The 17191-nt window shown below is 73.6% G+C and carries 11 protein-coding genes, 1 tRNA gene and 1 riboswitch; of the genes, 4 read left to right on the top strand and 8 right to left on the bottom strand.

Translation table 11 applies throughout. From position 1 onward, the window contains the following. Positions 1 to 145: 145 nt before the first annotated feature. The 3 genes from C892_RS0125865 to C892_RS0125855 form a co-directional block, all read right to left on the bottom strand. Positions 146 to 1276: an SPFH domain-containing protein gene (locus tag C892_RS0125865; RefSeq protein ID WP_017559587.1), complete on the bottom strand. Its 1131-nt coding sequence runs from the start codon at positions 1274 to 1276 to the stop codon at positions 146 to 148. Positions 1277 to 1322: 46 nt separating this feature from the next. Further along, a complete protein-coding gene (locus C892_RS0125860; RefSeq protein ID WP_017539054.1) occupies positions 1323 to 1763 on the bottom strand; it encodes an NfeD family protein in 441 nt (146 codons plus the stop codon). A gap of 254 nt (positions 1764 to 2017) precedes the next feature. Then, positions 2018 to 4933, bottom strand: coding sequence for a penicillin acylase family protein (locus C892_RS0125855; protein ID WP_017559586.1), 2916 nt, complete (start codon positions 4931 to 4933; stop codon positions 2018 to 2020). A gap of 521 nt (positions 4934 to 5454) precedes the next feature. Here C892_RS0125855 and C892_RS0125850 point away from each other — a divergent pair. Next, entirely contained in the window at positions 5455 to 5892 is a 438-nt protein-coding gene (locus tag C892_RS0125850) for a hypothetical protein (protein WP_239647541.1), read from the top strand. Positions 5893 to 6188: 296 nt separating this feature from the next. On the opposite strand, the gene cobN is transcribed toward C892_RS0125850, so the two are convergent. Beyond that, the gene (gene cobN / locus C892_RS0125845) at positions 6189 to 10001 is read right to left on the bottom strand and encodes a cobaltochelatase subunit CobN (RefSeq protein ID WP_017559584.1); all 3813 of its coding nucleotides are present in this window, start codon (positions 9999 to 10001) and stop codon (positions 6189 to 6191) included. A gap of 63 nt (positions 10002 to 10064) precedes the next feature. Then, positions 10065 to 10209: riboswitch (cobalamin riboswitch) on the bottom strand. 97 nt (positions 10210 to 10306) lie between these two features. Here cobN and C892_RS0125840 point away from each other — a divergent pair. After that, entirely contained in the window at positions 10307 to 10846 is a 540-nt protein-coding gene (locus C892_RS0125840) for a hypothetical protein (RefSeq protein WP_017539050.1), read from the top strand. Positions 10847 to 10960: 114 nt separating this feature from the next. Here C892_RS0125840 and C892_RS0125835 read toward each other — a convergent pair whose 3' ends face one another. Continuing rightward, a complete protein-coding gene (locus C892_RS0125835) occupies positions 10961 to 11512 on the bottom strand; it encodes a hypothetical protein (protein ID WP_017559583.1) in 552 nt (183 codons plus the stop codon). 377 nt (positions 11513 to 11889) lie between these two features. Between C892_RS0125835 and C892_RS0125830 the strand changes: the two genes are divergently transcribed. Continuing rightward, a complete protein-coding gene (locus C892_RS0125830; RefSeq protein ID WP_017559582.1) occupies positions 11890 to 12270 on the top strand; it encodes a nuclear transport factor 2 family protein in 381 nt (126 codons plus the stop codon). Positions 12271 to 12765: 495 nt separating this feature from the next. Here C892_RS0125830 and C892_RS0125825 read toward each other — a convergent pair whose 3' ends face one another. Then, a complete protein-coding gene (locus tag C892_RS0125825) occupies positions 12766 to 14319 on the bottom strand; it encodes a cobyric acid synthase (protein ID WP_017559581.1) in 1554 nt (517 codons plus the stop codon). Further along, complete coding sequence (locus C892_RS31075; RefSeq protein WP_017559580.1) at positions 14316 to 15371, bottom strand: cobalamin biosynthesis protein; 1056 nt, start codon at positions 15369 to 15371, stop codon at positions 14316 to 14318. The genes C892_RS0125825 and C892_RS31075 overlap by 4 nt, the downstream gene beginning before the upstream one ends. A gap of 853 nt (positions 15372 to 16224) precedes the next feature. Between C892_RS31075 and C892_RS0125815 the strand changes: the two genes are divergently transcribed. Further along, a tRNA-Arg gene (locus C892_RS0125815) sits at positions 16225 to 16297 on the top strand. A 15-nt stretch (positions 16298 to 16312) separates the two neighbouring features. On the opposite strand, the gene C892_RS29615 is transcribed toward C892_RS0125815, so the two are convergent. Beyond that, on the bottom strand, positions 16313 to 17116 hold the full coding sequence (locus C892_RS29615) for a site-specific integrase (protein ID WP_239647540.1): 804 nt from the start codon (positions 17114 to 17116) through the stop codon (positions 16313 to 16315). Positions 17117 to 17191 lie beyond the last annotated feature (75 nt).

The raw sequence follows: 17191 nt of genomic DNA, 5'->3' as shown, positions 1-17191 counted from the left end.
CTACCGGTGCACCTGTCTCTCCCCGCCGGAAGTCCCTCCCCCGTCACCACCCGGGAACCCGGCACACCCGGCGCCCCGGCGAGGGGCGGGACTCACCGCCGTCCTGCCCGGGCGCTCCGGCGCCCCCGTCCCGGTGTCGGAGGACTCAGCGCTCACCGCCGCTCTGCTCCGGGATGCCGGAGTCGGAGACCGTCCCTCCGGCCGCGGCCGCCTCCGCCGCCCTGCGGGCGCTCTCCACCGCCTCGGCCGCGCTCTGGGCGGCCTCGTCCGCTGCGGACCGGGAGGCACGGTCGCCGTACACGCCCGAGGTCAGCTCCGGGGTCGCGCCCTCCTCCAGCTCGTCCGTGCGCTCGGAGCGCCCCGCGCTCTCGTCGCCGCCCTGTTCGCCGCCGCCGTCGGACGCGGCGCCCGCCTCCCCGGCGAAGGCCCGGGTCACGTTCTGCACCGCCGAGGTCAGCTCGCCCGGGATCACCCAGAAGGTGTTGCCCTCGCCGTTGGCCAGCGCAGGCAGCGTCTCCAGGTACTTGTAGGCCAGGAGCTTGGGGTCGGCGTTGTTGCGGTGCACCGCCTGGAAGACCCGCTCGACGGCCTGGGCCTCGCCGTCCGCACGCAGGATCCGCGCCTGCTGGTCGCCCTGCGCCTCCAGGATCGCCTGCTGGCGGGCGCCCTCCGCGGTGAGGATGCGCTGCTGCCGCTCGCCCTCCGCGTGCAGGACCACGGCCCGCTTGTCGCGCTCGGCCCGCATCTGCTTCTCCATCGCCTCCTTGATGGTGGGCGGCGGGTCGATCGCCTTGATCTCCACCCGGTTGACGCGGATGCCCCACTTGCCGGTGGCCTCGTCCAGCACGCCGCGCAGCTTGGTGTTGATCTCCTCCCGGGAGGTCAGCGTGCGCTCCAGGTCCATCCCGCCGATCACGTTGCGTAGCGTGGTGACGGTCAGCTGGTCGATGGCCTGCAGGTAGTTGGCGACCTCATAGGCCGCCGCCTTGGGCTCGGTGATCTGGTAGTAGAGCACCGTGTCGATGTTGACGACCAGGTTGTCCTCGGTGATGACCGGCTGCGGCCGGGAGGAGAACACCTGCTCGCGCAGGTCGAACTTGGTGTTGACGCGGTCCACCACCGGGATGATGAAGTTCAGCCCGGGCTGGAGGGTGCGCTGGTAGCGGCCGAAGCGCTCGATGTTGTAGGCGCGGGCCTGCGGAACGATCCGCACCGTGGAGACCACCAGCAGTACCGCGATGGCCGCCAGGACGATGAAGAGGATGTCGGCTCCCATGATGTACCTGCCCTGCGAGTCGGATCTAGGGGTCGGTGCGTGGGGCTCACGGCAAGGCCTCGCGCGGATAGACCACGGCGGTGGCGCCGTCGATCTCCATGACGTCCACGTGCACGCCCGCGGGGATCACATGGTCCTCGTCCAGGGCGCGCGCGGACCACTCCTCTCCGAGCAGCTTGATGCGCCCGTCGTCGCCGGTGACCTCCTCGATGACCACGGCGGAGCGGCCCACGAGGGCGTCGGTGCCCGACGGCAGCAGCGGCGGCTGGCGCATGTGGCGGCGGGCGATGGGGCGGATCACCAGCAGCCCGGCGGCCGACGTCACGATGAAGGCCAGCACCTGGGCCACCACCCCCATGCCCGCGGCGCCGACGACACCGGCGACCAGCGCCGCGACCGCCAGCAGGCCGAGGGAGAGGGTCAGGGTGAAGGCCTCGGCGACGCCGAGCGCAACGGCGGCGATCAGCCAGAGGACCCATAGCGGCATAAACGGCCTCCCGTCCAGCGGGTACCCCTAAACTACCCGCGCCGTGGTGAGGAAGCACACATCTTTCGGGCACGGGATCCCCTCCGTTCCGGAGGTTTCCGGCCCGCCGCACCGCACCCGCACCGCCGCCTCTCCGAAGAGGCCCGGGAGATCGGCGCAGCGTCCGCCGCGCGCGCCCCGCGCCGCCCCGGAGAAGGGCCCCCGGACAGGCGCGCGGGGGCGGGCCGGCGGCCCGCCCCCGCGTCCGGCGCGGGTCAGCCCCGCCGGCTCTCGAACTGCATCACCATCTGGTAGGTCGGCCGGTTCTGCCAGGCGATGGGCCACATGTTGATGCCGCCCAGGGCCTGGTGCACGACCGTGTCGGCGCACAGCTGGTCGCCCGCGTCGCAGCCGCCGGCGGCCGGGTAGACCTCCTCGGCGGGCACCGCCGCCGCCTCGGCCAGGGTGTCGGCGAGCACCTGGGCGCAGGCGTCGGCGTCGCCGCCCCCGCAGTAGGGGCCGCCCAGTCCGCCCTCGACGTCCTCGCCGAGCACGGTGCGCAGGTCCTTGTCCACGTAGGACCACCAGCCGTACTGGAACGCCGAGCCCTTGTGCTCGCCGTCCCCGTGGGGCGTCTCGCCGAGCTGGACCGCCCTGCCGATCTCGCCGTACAGGGCCTCGCCCAGCCCCGGCTCGAACTGGGCCTCCACCAGGCGCGGCCACCAGGCGTCCATGACCCGGATCGCGTCAGCGTGCGCATAGGACCCGGCGTCGCGCTCGGGCTCGAGGCGCGGAGCGCCCGCCTCCTCCCAGGCGGTGAGCGCCTGCAGGGCCTCGGCCGCCTCCGGGTCGGAGGTGTCGGCGCGCTCCAGCACCTCCAGCAGCACCGGCAGCACCTGCTCACCGCGCAGGTCGGTGTGGCCGGCCTCCATCATGGTGGCGGTCAGGGAGGCCCGGGTGAAGGCGTGCCCGTCCTCGATGAGGCCGCGCACCCGCCCGTCGAGCAGGTCGCCGCGGTGCACCGACCCGGTCCCCCAGCCCGAGGTGTAGCCCCGGCCGGCCTTGTTGTTCCAGTTGACGTAGTAGTCCTGGCCAACCGAGTTGGGGTGGTCCTGCCGGGGGTGGTACTCGGCGCCGTTGTCGGCAGGGTCCCACCCCTTCCACCCGGCCTCGGAGCCGGCGGCGATGGGCAGGTCGGGGTCGGTGCCCTCGGTGCGCACCGGGTTGGCGCCGGAGTTCTGGAAGGCGACCTCGCCGGCGTCGGCGTAGTGCCAGTTGAAGGCGTAGCCGACGTCGGCGGCGGCCTCCTGGAAGTCGGCGGCCGATCCGATCTCGCCGGGGTCGTTGAACCGCTGGAAGCCGATGATGGAGTCGACCTCCCGCATGTAGGTGGAGCGGCGCACGGTGAAGGCGACGGGGGCGCCGTCGACCGTGCCGAACGACTCCACCAGCCCGTACTCCGAGCGCAGCGAGGTCAAGCGGTAGGACCCCTCGGGCGTCTGGTCGGCGACCGTGGGCTCCCAGGAGTTCTCCACGGTCAGCTCCTCGAAGCCGGTGCAGGAGCCGTCCCGGGCGACGTAGGACCGCGAGCCGGTGTCGGGGTCGGACCCGTCGGACTCGCACAGCTCCACCGCGAAGGTGTCGGTGATGTCCTGCCCGGCGGAGGTGGCGCTCCAGGCGTAGTCGGCGCCGCGCCCCATCTGCACGTAGAAGCTGGTTCCGGCGAAGGAGGCGCCGCGGGCGCTGATGCCCGGCCCCTGCAGCTCCTGCACCATGAGCAGCTGCGGGGAGAAGTAGCCGGTCTGGGGTCCCATGACGGCGATCGGGCTGCCGTCGGCGGTGTGCTCGCCGGAGACCATGAGCGCGTTGGACATGCCGCGCGGCTCGGCCAGGTCGGCGGGAAGGACGCCGTCGTTGAAGATGCCGGCGGCCTCCTCCAGGTCGCCCTCCTCGGCCTTCTCCTCCAGTTCGGCCTCCTGGTGGGCGGGCAGCTCCTCCACGGTGCCGCCGTCCTTGTCGGCACTGGCCGCCGAGGCGGCCTCGGGTGCGCTCTGCGGGGCCGCCTGGCCGGAGGCGGCCGATCCGGACTCGTCGTGGACGATGTCGTAGGGCTCGACCGACCCCTCGTCGGGCATGGCGCGCCCGACCGGCTCCTCGGGGGTCCGGGCGTAGGGGAAGTCCCCGTCGACCGTGGCCACGGCCTCCGGGTCGTTCTGCATGCGCCAGGCCTGCCAGCGCCGGTCGCCCTCCTCCTGGCCGTACCGGTTCTGGAAGGACAGGCGGATCAGCGCGGACTGCACCTCGCCGCCGCCCCCGCCGCCGAACAGCGCGCCCACCAGGGAGGCGATGCCGACGACGTCGGTCGGGCGGAAGTGCTCGATCTCGCCTTCCTGGGTGATGGCGTTCTTGTGCCCGGTCAGCACGTACTCGCCGGGGTAGTCGCGGCGGTCCTGGGAGCGGTCGATGTAGGCGTTGATGCCCTCGACGTAGGACTCCACGTCGGCCAGGGCCTGTGCGCCCCGCTCGCCGGAGGCGGCGACCCGGTCGATCTGGGCCTGCTTGTCCTCCTCGGTGTAGGGGGCCGTGCGCCAGAGCATCTGCTCGAAGGAGCGGTTGCCCGGGGCCCCGCCGGCGAAGGGGGTCAGCTCGCCGCGGCCCAGGTTGCGCAGCACGTCCATGAGGAAGAGCCGGTCCTCGGCGGCGGCGTAGCCGGCGCCGTACATGGTGCCCTCGCGCGTCTCGCCGTAGATGTGGGGGACGCCGAAGCCCTTGTCGCGCTGGATGGTCACGTCCCCGCGCGGGCTGTACTCGCGCTCGACGTCGCCGGGGTCGACGCCGAAGGAGGCGTCCATGAAGTAGTCGTCGAGGCCGGAGTCGTCCAGGCCCTCGTAGTCGTGCAGCAGGTCGTCGTACCGGTCGAGCTGGTCCGAGGAGTGCGCCGGGCGGGTGCCGAAGGCCTGGTTGCCGAGGATCTCGACCAGGGTGGCATCGCCGTTCTGGCCGGGGGGCAGGACGTCGCTGCAGCCGTCCTCGCCGCAGTGGTCCTCGATCGCGGCCATGATCTCGGCGGGGTCGGGCCCGTCCGCGGCGGCCGCCGGCGCGGCTCCGCCGAACGGGCCGGGGGCCAGGGCGAGCGCGCAGGCGATCGCCAGCCCCGCGGCGGGGATGCTGCGTCGGGGGTGCTGGAGCATGTGTCGTACCTCGATCGGCAGGGGGATCACCAGGGGGTCGGTACGGGTGGTGTCGAGGGTCGTGGTACGCGTCGGGTCGGCGGCAGGTTACGCACCGCAGCGGTGATTGCGAAAGAGTTTCATGTTCCCCTCCGCCGTACGTGCGGCCGATCGGTGCGGCGCGCGCCCGCGGGCGCCCGGTCCGGCCCGCTTCCGCTACCAGCGGTAACAACACTGAACGGGCGGCGCCGGGCGTCATCGGTGCCACATGCGGCAGGGATGGCCACATCCGGTCACGACGGCCCCGGGGGAACGCGACCGCTCGGAAGAGGACGGGGCGGCCCGAGCGCGGAGCCGGCCCCGGGCCCTTCGCATCCGGCGCCGGGCCACCCCGAAGAAGCAGGTGAGCAGGCCCGCGGTACGCTCACCGGCGAATTGGGGACGCATTCACCCTCCGGGGCGGTATCCCCCGGACCTGAGCGGAGACCCGATTGCGATTCCGTCACCGGCCGCGGCGCCTTGCCTCGGCGGCCCTCATCACCGTGACCGCGCTCGTTGCCGCCGGCTGCGGCATTCCCACCGAGCTGCTCTACGCCGACCCGGAAGGGCGGATCTTCCGGGACGACGTGATGGGCACCTGGGAGGACGACCAGGGCCGGACCATCGAGTTTCGGGACGACCACACCTACACGGCCATGGGCGACGCCATCGGTCCCGGTGAGGGGCAGAAGGTCGAGGGCAGGCGGCTCGACGGGGACTGGGACCTCTGCTACTACCTGAATGAGCTGGAAGAGCAGAAGCCCGGCGACCCCACCGGGCTCGGGGAGTGCGAAATCAATTCGACGGGCCATTGGATCACGATGGACTCCCCGGACACCTGGCAGGGCTACATGGTCGTCTCCTTCGAGGAGGACATCCGGTTCTACCTGTACACGCCCGGGGAAGGCCGCCACGACGCGCACTTCTACACCAAGGTCTGATCCGGACCGCTGAAGAAGAGAGCAGACCCTCCCGGCTCCGCAATCACCGCCGAGCGCGACGCGACGCGTCTTCCCGCCTCTCCTCACCGCGCCCTTCAGGACCCGAACACGGGCCGCGCAGGCCCCGCCGTTCGCTCAGCCCCTCCACTCCGGCTCACCACGCGCCGCCCCTGAGGGCGGATCGGTCGGGCGAGGCCGTACGGCTCCACGGGACCCGCCTCACGCGATCGGGCCGGTGCCGCTGCTGCGCCACCGGCCCGATCGCATCAGGGGCCTCCGGCGGTCGCCGACCGCCGTCAGTCCTCGTCGTCGCCCTCCAGGTCGCCCTCCAGGCGCAGGTAGGTCTCGCGAAGGCGGTCCAGGACCTCCTTGTCGGGCTCGGCCCACAGGCCCCGGTCGGCCGCTTCCAGCAGGCGCTCGGAGATCCCCCGCAGCGCCCACGGGTTCGAGTCCTCCAGGAACTCGCTGTTCTCCGGGTCGAACACGTAGGTCTCGGCCAGGGTCTTGTACATCCAGTCGTCCACGACCCCGGCGGTGGCGTCGTAGCCGAACAGGTAGTCCACCGTGGCCGCGAGCTCGAACGCGCCCTTGTAGCCGTGGCGGCGCATCGCCGCGATCCACCGGGGGTTGACCACGCGCGCGCGGAACACCCGGCGGGTCTCCTCCCCGAGGGTGCGGGTCTTGACCCGCTCGGGGACCGCCGAGTCGCCGATGTAAGCGGCCGGGGACTCGCCCGTCAGGCGGCGCACCATCGCCACCATGCCGCCGTGGTACTGGAAGTAGTCGTCGGAGTCGACGATGTCGTGCTCGCGGGTGTCCTGGTTCTTGGCCGCCACCGAGATGCGGCGGAAGGCCGACTCCATGTCGGTGCGGGCCTCGGCCCCGTCCAGCCCGCGGCCGTAGGCGTAGCCGCCCCACACCGCGTACACCTCGGCCAGGTCGGCGTCGTCGCGCCAGTTCCGCGAGTCGATCAGCGGCAGCAGGCCCGCCCCGTAGGCGCCCGGCTTGGAACCGAAGATGCGGGTGGTGGCGCGCCGCCAGTCGCCGTGCTCGGCGAGGTCCGCCACCGCGTGGGCGCGGCAGTAGTTGGACTCGGCCGGCTCCTCCAGCTCCGACACCGCCGCGATGGCATCGTCGACCAGGCCGATCACGTGCGGGAAGGCGTCCCGGAAGAAGCCGGAGACGCGCAGCGTCACGTCGATGCGCGGGCGGCCCAGCTCCTCCAGCGGGATCACCTCGAAGCCGGTCACCCGGCGCGAGGCGTCGTCCCACACCGGGCGGCAGCCCAGCAGCGCCAGCACCTCGGCGATGTCGTCGCCCTGGGTGCGCATGGCGGCGGTGCCCCACACGGTGATGCCCACCGAGCGGGGGTAGGCGCCGGTGTCGGCCAGGTGGCGGGCCACCAGCGAGTCGGCCAGTGCCTGGCCCACGTCCCAGGAGTTGCGCGCGGGGATCGCCTTGGGGTCGACCGAGTAGAAGTTGCGGCCGGTGGGCAGCACGTTGACCAGGCCGCGGGTGGGCGAGCCGGAGGGGCCGGCGGGGATGTGCCCGCCGTCCAGGGCGTGCAGGACCGCGTCGATCTCGGCCCCGGTGGCGTCCAGGCGCGGCACCACCTCCTCCGCGGCGAAGACCAGCACCCGCACCATGTCGGCCGTCGCCTGCGCGGCCTCCCCGCCGTCGGCACCGGCGGCACTGTCGGCGCTGTCGGCCCGGTCGCCGCCGAGCACCGCGGCCACGGCCGCCTCGGCGCGGTCGGCCCGCCAGCCGTCCTCCTCCATGTACTCGACCATGCGCCGGGCCAGCGTCTCGATCAGGTCCACGGCGTCCGAGGCGGTCCGGGCGGGCCCGTCGACCAGGGCGCTCAGCTCCCCGGGCACCTGCACCCGGGCGCCCGGCTCGGCCAGCAGCTCCTTCTCGTCCAGCCCGAACCGGCGGGCCAGCGCCGCGCGCAGCCCCGGCAGCGCCCCCACGCGCCCGCCCCACACCTGGGTGGCCCGCAGCACGGCGAGCGCGAGGTTGACCCGCGCCTCCCCCTGCGGGGCGGCGCCCAGGATGTGCAGGCCGTCGCGGATCTGCACGTCCTTGATCTCGCACAGGTAGCCGTCGACGTGCATCACGAAGTCGTCGAACTCGTCCTCGGAGGGCATCTCCTCCTGGTGGAGGTCGTGGTGCAGCTCGGCGCTCTTGATCAGGGTCCAGATCTGCGCGCGCAGCGCCGGCCCCTTGTCCGGGTCCAGGTCGCTGACCAGGGCGTACTCGTCGAGCAGCTGCTCCAGCTTGGCGATGTCGCCGTAGGTGTCGGCGCGCGCCATGGGCGGCACCAGGTGGTCGACCACGGTGGCGTGGCCGCGCCGCTTGGCCTGGGTGCCCTCGCCCGGGTCGTTGACGATGAAGGGGTAGACCAGCGGCAGGTTGCCCAGCACCGCGTCGGGCGCGTCCTCGGCCGCCATGCCCAGGCCCTTGCCGGGCAGCCACTCCAGGGTGCCGTGCTTGCCCAGGTGCACCACGGCGTGGGCGCCGAAGCCGCCGTCGGCGGGGGCGGCCTCCATCCACCGGTAGGCGGCCAGGTAGTGGTGCGAGGGCGGCAGGTCGGGGTCGTGGTAGATGGCGATCGGGTTCTCCCCGAAGCCCCGCGGCGGCTGGATCATCAGCACGACGTTGCCGAAGCGCAGCGAGGCCAGCACGATCTCGGGGCGGCCGCGCGAGTCGTCGACGTACAGCTCACCGGGCGGATCGCCCCAGTGGCCGCGGACGGCCTCGCGCAGCTCCTTCGGCTGGGCCTCGAACCAGCGCCGGTAGTCCTCCAGCGGCACGCGCACCTCGGCGGCGGCGAGCTGGTCCTCGCTCAGCCACTCCACGTCGTGCCCGCCGGCGGCGATCAGCGCGTGGATGAGCGGGTCCCCGTCGTCCTCGCGCCGGCCCTCCTCCGGGGCGGGCACGCGCCACAGCGCGTCGTCGGAGCCCAGGTCGTAGCCGCGCTCGGCGAGCAGGCGGAACAGGCGCACCGCCGAGGCGGGGGTGTCCAGGCCCACGGCGTTGCCGACCCGGGAGTGCTTGGTGGGGTAGGAGGAGAGCACCACGGCCAGCCGGCGGTCGGCGTGCGGCACCGAGCGCAGGCGGCCGTGGGCCACGGCGATCCCGGCGATGCGGGCGGCGCGCTCGGGGTCGGCCCGGTACACGGCGATGCCCGCCTCGCCGACCTCCTTGAAGGAGAAGGGCACGGTGATCAGCCGGCCGTCGAACTCGGGGATGGCGACCTGCATGCCCGCGTCCATCGGGGTGAGCGCGGCGTCGGAGGCCTGCCACTGCTCGCGGGTGGAGGTCAGGACCAGGCCCTGGAGCACCGGCACGTCGAGCGCGGCCAGGGCGCCGGCGTCCCAGGCGTCCTCGTCGCCGCCGCCGCTGGCGTCCGCGGCCACGGCGCCCCCGGCGGCCAGCACCGTGGTCACCACGGCGTCGGCCCGGCCCAGCAGGGTGAACAGGCCCGGGGCGTTGTCGGTGTCCAGGCCGCGCAGCGAACCGGAGAAGACCGGCAGCGGGTGGCCCCCGGCGTCCTCGACTGCGCGGCACAGCACGTCGACGAAGTCGGTGTTGCCGGCCAGCTCGTGGGCCCGGTAGAAGACCACGGCGACGGTGGGGCGCCCGGCCTCCGGCTCCGGGTCGGCCTCCTCGCGCCACGGGAGGCGGTGCACCCCGAACTCGGGCATCTTCGCCGGCGGCTCGAAGCCGTCGCCGGTGAGCAGCACCGTGTCGGACAGGAAGCGGGCGAGCTGGCGCAGGTTGCCCACGCCGCCCTCGGCCAGGTAGGCGTGGGCCTCGGTGGCCACCCCGGAGGCGACCGTGGACAGCGCGATCATCTCGGCGTCGGGGGCGGCCTCGCCGCCCAGGGCGACCAGCGGGACGCCGCTCGCGCGCAGCGCCTCCAGCCCCTCCTTCCAGGCCTCGCTGCCGCCCAGCAGGCGCACCACCGCGATGTCGGCGCCGTCGAGCAGTGCGGGGACCTCGGAGGCGGGGGTGCGCGCCGGGTTGGCGGTCCGGTAGCCCGCCTCCGCGGCGCGCGCGGCCAGGAGTTCGGTGTCCGCGGTGGACAGCAGCAGGATCGTTGCCACGCGTGGCCCTTCGTGTCGAGCCGGGGTCCGCGCCCCGGTGCCGAGCGTTCTTCGAGCGCCGCGAAGTCTCCTGGCTCGGGGATCGACGCCCGGCCCGTGCCTTCCCGCCGGCGGACCGGCAGTGGCCTGCGTCGGGGCGGGCTCCTCCCTCACAGTTGCGGGACAGCCACGGCTTCGCACCCCGCCGCGGCGGGGCTCCGTGTTCCTCGGCGGCGCAGGCCCATCTTCGCAGAGGCGGCGGGACCGGACCCGGCCAGGGTTGTCGTCCCGTCCTGTGCAGGGCCGGGGTTTGCGAGAATCGGCGCATGAGCGACTATCCCCAACCCCCTTCGGACCCGGGCGACCCGTACGGCAGGCCGGCCGACCAGGCGTACGGCGGACAGCCCTACCCCGGCGGGGACCTCCCTTACTCCCACGGCGAGATGGTCCCGGCCGGCACCGGCGGGTGGGACGCCGCCCCGCAGCCCGCGTCCGGTGAGCCGATCCTCACCTCGATCGGGGACATCACCCTCACGCAGAGCGAGGTCATCACCCCCTCGGGGCGCTTTCCCATCCGGGGCGCGCAGTGGAACGTGACCGACATGAGCCACGTGGAGGAGAAGCTCTCCACGACCGGGCTGGTCCTGACGATCGGCTCCATCGTGCTGTTCATCTGGTTCTGCGGTCTGGGGCTGCTGGGTCTGTTCTTCCTCCTGATGAAGGAGAAGGTGACCACCGGGAACATCCAGGTGACGGTGTCCAACGGCAACTCCCACTACGCCACGGTCATCCCGGCGCGCACCCCGGAGACCATGCAGCAGGTCACCCAGCAGGTGAACTACGCGCGGTCGCTGTCGGCCATGTAGAGCGCCGCCGGCCGCGAAGAGCGCGCTGGGCCGGTGGCCGGGCCGCCCGAGCGGTCCGGCCACCGGCCCGGCCGGCGACCCGGGCCGCTCAGGCGGGAGCGCCCGGGACCGCCCCTACGGTGCGGCGCGGTCGCTGTCGGCCGGTCGGTCACGCTCGGTGGAGCGGTCACCGGAGCCGTCGGCACGGACGCCGTCCGAGGTGGAGGGCGCCTCCGAGGTGAGGCGGTCCAGGACGGCCTCGCGGACGAACAGGGCCAGGGGGCGGCCCTCGGCGGACATCTCCAGCTCGGCGAACTCCTCCTCGGAGAAGGCCACGCTCAGGGTGCGGCCAGCGCCCCGGACGGGGGTCAGCCCGAGCATCCGCCGGTGGACCCGCTCCAGGGCCTCGGCGGGCACGGAGCCGTAGCAGGACTCCAGGTGGCCGAGCCAGTCGCGCATCTCGTTCCAGCGGGCGTAGCGCCCGGCGAGGACGTACAGGTAGGAGCCGACGGTCCGCCCGGCGGCGGCCCGTTCGAGCTCGGCGTGGGTCATGGGGTCGAGCTCCAGGACGACCCGGTGCGCCGGGTCGGCCGCGCTGCGGGGGCCGTCGGCAGGGGACGCATCGGGGCGCCCGTCCGGACGGCGGTCGCCGGCGGGCTCGGTGGTCGGGACGTGGTCGGCGCTCATGGAACCTCCGTGGGCACGGGCCGTGGGCCCCTCCGGACACGTCCGGAGGGCGTGGCGGCCGCATTCCCTCGAGGGCCGCGTCCGCGTCGCGCGTGTGCTTCGGGCCCGTGTCCCCGGTCCGCCACCGGTCGCCCACCACGGTAGAGCGCGCCGCAGGCCCCCGCCACCCGTCGTCCACAGGCCCGGTCTCGGGAGATGCGCGCCCGGATGCCCTTCATTGACCTCACCGCCGGTACGGCTCCATGACACGCACGTCCCAGAACGCACCCGGACCACACGCACAGCCTTGCGGCCGAGCCGCCCAGCCCTCCTGACGGAAAGAGCACGGGGCGCGCGCATGACGCGCGGCTGTCGGACGTGGCGGCTAGTGTTCCGCCATGGTCCAGGTCACGGTCGCACCGGATTGCGGCAACGCACCCAGGAAACAGCTCCTGCGCGACTTCACGATCGCGCTGGCGAAGCGTGATGCGCAGGCGCTGCTGCCGACCGTCGCCGACGACGTCGTCTGGGAGATCGTCGGACGGCGCACCGTCCGCGGAAAGGCCGATTTCGCCGATGCGGTGGCCACGGCCGTCGAACGGCAGGCGGAGACCCTGCAGCTGGACAGCATCCTCACGCACGGGAGCGAGGGAGCGGTCAGCAGCCGCCTGGCCTTCCCCGGTGGAGGCGCAATGCGCTGCTGCGACGTCTCCGCCTTCAGCGGCCACAGCAAGACCGCGAAGATCAAGCGGATCACGTCCTACTGGATCGAGGAGTGAGCGGCGGCCCGTCATCACCGTCGGCAGACCGGCGAACGCGCGTTCCACGCCCCGAATCCGTGCTCTGCCCAGCGGGCGACCGGAGTCATGTCCCGGTCGAAATGGGGACGCCCGGCTCAGGCGACACCGCTCCGACCACCCTGCTCAGCCGAGTGGCGTCGTCGTGTTCGCCGCCCGACGGCGTTACAGCGATCCCGGCGAGCGGACCACGAGCAGTTCCTTGACGTTCGGATACACGAGCCGCCGATCGCTCCCCGGAAGCGGTCCAGCACGCGACCTCTACGCAGCCGGAGCCACACTCCTCCCCTGCCTGGGGCGCTGCCAGGCGACCCCGATGTGCAATACGGGCAGGACGCCCCAGAACGCTGGCAGGTCCGGACGTGCTCGCCGCCCGGCGGCCTCGACTCCCCCGGCTTCGACCGTGCCTCCGTCCCACACCCGGCTCTTCCCTCCAGGGTGGGCCGCCCGCCTCGAAAGATGTTCCCTCAGGAGGCCTTACAGCGGTGGCCCGGCCGGCGGGATCACCGGCAGTCCCTCTGGCGCGCCCTCCTCCAGCAGCCGCCACACGGCGTCGGTGTCCATGTGCTCCTCGACCAGGTCGCCCAGGGCGTCCAGCCGGGACGCGCGCGCCTGCGCGAAGTCGGTGTCGGGCGCGGGGCGGAAGTCGCGGCCCGCCACGGCCGCCACGTCGGCCAGGAACGCCCGCCGGAAGGCGTCGTTCTCCAGCGCGCCGTGCCAGGTCGTGCCCCACACCGCTCCGGCGCGGCAGCCGTCCAGGAACGGCTCGGGCGCCGACCCGTCCCCGTCGGCCTCCCGCGGGGTCCCCTGCCAGTCGACCTCGGCCACCCCGTGGTGGATCTCGTAGCCGAGGACCTCCTCGCCGTATGCGGTGCCCCGGGGATTGCCCAGCGTCTTGTCGGCGGCGAAGCGCACCCGGACCGGCAGCAGCCCCAGCCCGTCCACGCTGCCCGCGCCCGACTCCACCTCGTCGTCGATGCGGTGGGCGAGCATCTGGTACCCGCCGCAGATGCCCAGCACCGGAAGGCCGCGGCGGGCGCGCTCGACCACCGCCCGGTCCAGTCCGCGCTCGCGCAGCCAGGCCAGATCGGACACGGTGGCGCGGCTGCCGGGCAGCACCACCAGGTCGGCGTCGTCCAGCTCGTGGACGCCGGTGACGAAGCGGACGTCGACGCCCGGCTCCACGGTCAGCGCGTCGATGTCGGTGAAGTTGCTGATCCGGGGCACCCGCACCACGGCCACGCGCAGCGACCGGCCGCCCACCGGGGCCTGCACGGGGCCGCGGTCCACGCTCAGCGCAAGCGAGTCCTCCACGTCCAGCCACAGGCCGTCGAGCCAGGGCAGGACCCCGTGGACCGGGCGGCCGGTGAGCCCTCGGACCATCTCCAGGCCCGGCTCCAGCAGCTCGGGGGCGCCGCGGAACTTGTTCACCACGAAACCGGCGACCAGCGCCTGGTCCTCGGGCTCCAACAGCGCCAGGGTGCCGTACATCGAGGCGAACACCCCGCCCCGGTCGATGTCGCCCACGACCAGCACCGGCAGGTCGGCGGCGCGGGCCAGGCCCATGTTGGCGATGTCCCCGGCGCGCAGGTTGATCTCGGCGGGACTTCCGGCGCCCTCGCAGATCACCGCGTCGTAGCGGGACCGCAGCTCGGCCAGGGACTCGGCGGCGACGTCCCGCAACCGGTCGCGGTAGGCGCGGTAGCCCACGGCGTCGGCTTCCCCCTCGGCGCGGCCGCGCACCACGACCTGGCTGGTGCGCTGCCCGCCGGGCTTGAGCAGGACCGGGTTCATGGCCGCGGAGGGCTCGATGCCCGCGGCCGCGGCCTGCATCGCCTGGGCGCGGCCGATCTCGGCGCCGTCGGGGGTCACCACGGAGTTCAGCGACATGTTCTGCGCCTTGAACGGGGCCACCTTGACGCCCTGGCGGGCCAGCCAGCGGCACAGCCCGGCGGCGACGACGCTCTTGCCGGCGTCGGAGGTGGTGCCCGCCACCAGCAGCGCCGGGGCCTGCCCGGCACGCCGGGTCACTTCCGGCCCCCGGGGAGCGCGGCGACGGCCGCGGCGACGGCGGCGGCCCCGGCGTCGACGGCGCGCGCCAGGGCGACGGCGCGGCGGATGTCGTCGGGTTCGGGGTGGCGGCCCTCCCCGAGTTCGGGGCGGTGCTCCACCCGGTCGCCGTACCGGTTGGCGCCGCCCAGGCGCAGGTCGAGCGCTCCGGCGAAGGCCGCCTCGCAGTGCCCGGAGTTGGGGCTGGGGTGGTTGCGGCCGTCGCGGGCGGCGACGCGCGCCGCCCTGCGGGGGTCGCCGCCGACGATGGGGGCCGCGGCGCAGGCCAGGAGCGCGGTGAGGCGGGCAGGGGCCCAGTTCGCCACGTCGTCCAGACGGGCGGAGGGGGCGCCGAAGCGCTCGTAGCGCTCCGAGCGGTGTCCGACCATCGCGTCCAGGGTGTTGGCGGCGCGGTAGCCGAGCAGGCCGGGGAGGCCGAGCAGGGCGCCCCAGACGAGGGGGGCGACGACGGCGTCGGAGGTGTTCTCGGCGACCGACTCCACGGTGGCGCGGGCGATGCCTTTCTCGTCCAGCACGGAGGGGTCGCGCCCGCAGAGGCCGGGCAGGCGGCGGCGGGCCTCGTCCAGGTCGCCGGCGTCGAGGGCGTCGGCGATGGCCTCGGCCTCGCGGGCGAGCATCGCCCCGCCGAGCGCGGCCCAGGTTCCGGCGGCGGTGGCCACGGCAGTGGCGGTCGCCGCGGCGGCAGAGGTCGGAGCACTGGCGATCGACGGACTACTCCGCCCGGCAGTCCCCGTGATCCGCTTCCTCCTCGCCCGCTCCCTCACCGAGCCGAAGGCGCGGTCCAGGACGGCACCCACCCCGGCGGCCGCCCCGACGGCGACGGCGCAGAAGAGGCCTCCGCGGGCTCGGGAGGGGGCGTAGAGGGCCCGCTCCAGCCGCGCGGCGGCCGACCCGAACAGGGCGACGGGGTGGCCGCGCCGCGGGTCGGGCACCAGGCGGTCGAGCACGGCCCCGGCGACCAGCCCGGCCGACGTCGGCCACGCCGGTGCCTGCCGCGCCTGTGCCGCCTGCACCGCAGCCGGGCGCACCGGGCGCCCGCGACCGGCGGGCCCTGGGGCGGACCCGGGGACGGCCCCAGAAGCAGGAACGGACACGTGCACGGGCTCGCGCCGTCGCGGCGACGGCCACGGCGACAGGGCCAGGGCGCGCGGCGCTGCGGAACGGGATCGAGGCGAAGTCACGGTCACAACCGTAGCGTCGCCGGTCACGGGGCCCGACGCCAGGCCGACCGCTATCTCTCCGCCCCTCCGGCCTTCCGCGACCGTGTCCGGGATCGGCCAAGACATCGGCAACCGGCGTTTGCCCTGCCCAGAGCACGAGCATCCTCCGGGCCCGCTTCCCCTCTCCTCCCCCGCCCCGGGCTCCCCGATGGGTGGATGCGCAGATGAGAGAGGGGGGATGATGGGGATCCTGACGGCCCTGACCTGGCTGGCCTACGTCGGCGTGTTCTGGGCCTTCTGAGGCCGTCCGGCCCGCCGCCCGGCCCACCGCGGCCGGGCGGTCCCGGCGGCCTCGGCGGTTCCCGCTACCCCCGACACGGCACCCGACTTCGCGAAACGCGCCGAGGGTACGCCACACGCAGGGTTAATCACGGGTAACGTGTGGTCAGGCACCGATAGCAGTCGATTTGGTGGAGCCCGCGTGGTAACGAGACGCAACTACGATTGTCCGTAGTTGTTATATTTTTGCCCGACCATGGGGGACATCGCCCGAATACCGTAGGATGTCGCCTCGAGGTCGACGGCAGGCCGCGATACGGACCCCGCCACCCGATCGCAGGATCATGGGCCCCGCCCCACCCGGCCCCTGCAACCCCGCAGGTCACCTGGCACGGGCGCCGCACGCACCACGCCACAATTGAATCGGGCACCCGTAGCTCAGTGGATAGAGCACCGGACTTCTAATCCGACGGTCGCAGGTTCGAATCCTGCCGGGTGCGCAACAAAACCGCAGGTCAAAGCCATGTCTGGGCGCCGACAGGGAGAGCTGTCCTGCCGGTGGGACCAGGGTGGGACCGAGGTGGGGCCGACACCGGCCCCCGTCGGCCCCTGCGTCCCCGCACGGGCCGACGGACACGCCCCGCGTCCTTGAGCACCAGCGATGCCGTGCGCTCCGCCGCTTCACGTGCCACCTGGGGAAGCACGGTGGAGTAGGTGTCCGCGGTCAGCACGATGCTCGCGTGCCCCAACATCGCTTGCACCACCTTCAGCTCCACCCCTGCCGCCAACGCCAGCGTCGCCGCGCCATGGCGCAGGTCATGCAGCCGCACCGGCGGCAACCCACTCGCGGTGTTCAGCTTCCGGAACAGGCGCGACAGCCGCTCCGGAGCCAGCGGGCCGCCGCCCACCGCCGTGAACACATAGCCGCCGCGATCCCACTCACGACCGCGCCCCTCGGCCTCCTTCTGCTGGCGCCACCGGTGACGGCGCAGAACACCCACCGTGGCGTGGTCCAACATCACAGTGCGACGGCTCGCCGCGCTCTTGGGCGCCGACTCCACCAACCCCCGGCCCCGGTGGGCCTGGAGCTGGCGCACCACCCGAACCGCCCCCTGATCAAGGTCGATGTCGGGCCACCGCAGGCCCAGGACCTCGCCACGGCGCAGCCCGCACATCGTCACCAGGTGGAACAGGCCGTACAACCGCTCCTCGGACACGAAGTCCAAGAACGCGCGCGTCTGCTCGAGGGTCCACACCGCCACTGCAGGCCGCACCCCCGTGTGACGCCATTCCTCCACGGCCTGCTCGGTCCACACCACCGGCCGCGCACTCTGGCCGGCCTCCAAGTGAGCTGAACCGGGTTTTGTAGAGTCAGTTGTCCTTGTTTCAGGCCG

Source organism: Nocardiopsis baichengensis YIM 90130 (assembly GCF_000341205.1).
GTDB lineage: Bacteria > Actinomycetota > Actinomycetes > Streptosporangiales > Streptosporangiaceae > Nocardiopsis_A > Nocardiopsis_A halophila.
The sequence above is the reverse complement of the archived record's forward strand: the minus strand, read 5'-3'. Positions and strand labels throughout refer to the sequence as shown.

Coding starts and splice junctions, on each gene's coding strand:
- C892_RS0125865 (WP_017559587.1), bottom strand. CDS start 1,276: ATGGGAGCCGACATCCTCTTCATCGTCCTGGCGGCCATCGCGGTACTG.
- C892_RS0125860 (WP_017539054.1), bottom strand. CDS start 1,763: ATGCCGCTATGGGTCCTCTGGCTGATCGCCGCCGTTGCGCTCGGCGTC.
- C892_RS0125855 (WP_017559586.1), bottom strand. CDS start 4,933: ATGCTCCAGCACCCCCGACGCAGCATCCCCGCCGCGGGGCTGGCGATC.
- C892_RS0125840 (WP_017539050.1), top strand. CDS start 10,307: ATGAGCGACTATCCCCAACCCCCTTCGGACCCGGGCGACCCGTACGGC.
- C892_RS0125835 (WP_017559583.1), bottom strand. CDS start 11,512: ATGAGCGCCGACCACGTCCCGACCACCGAGCCCGCCGGCGACCGCCGT.
- C892_RS0125830 (WP_017559582.1), top strand. CDS start 11,890: ATGGTCCAGGTCACGGTCGCACCGGATTGCGGCAACGCACCCAGGAAA.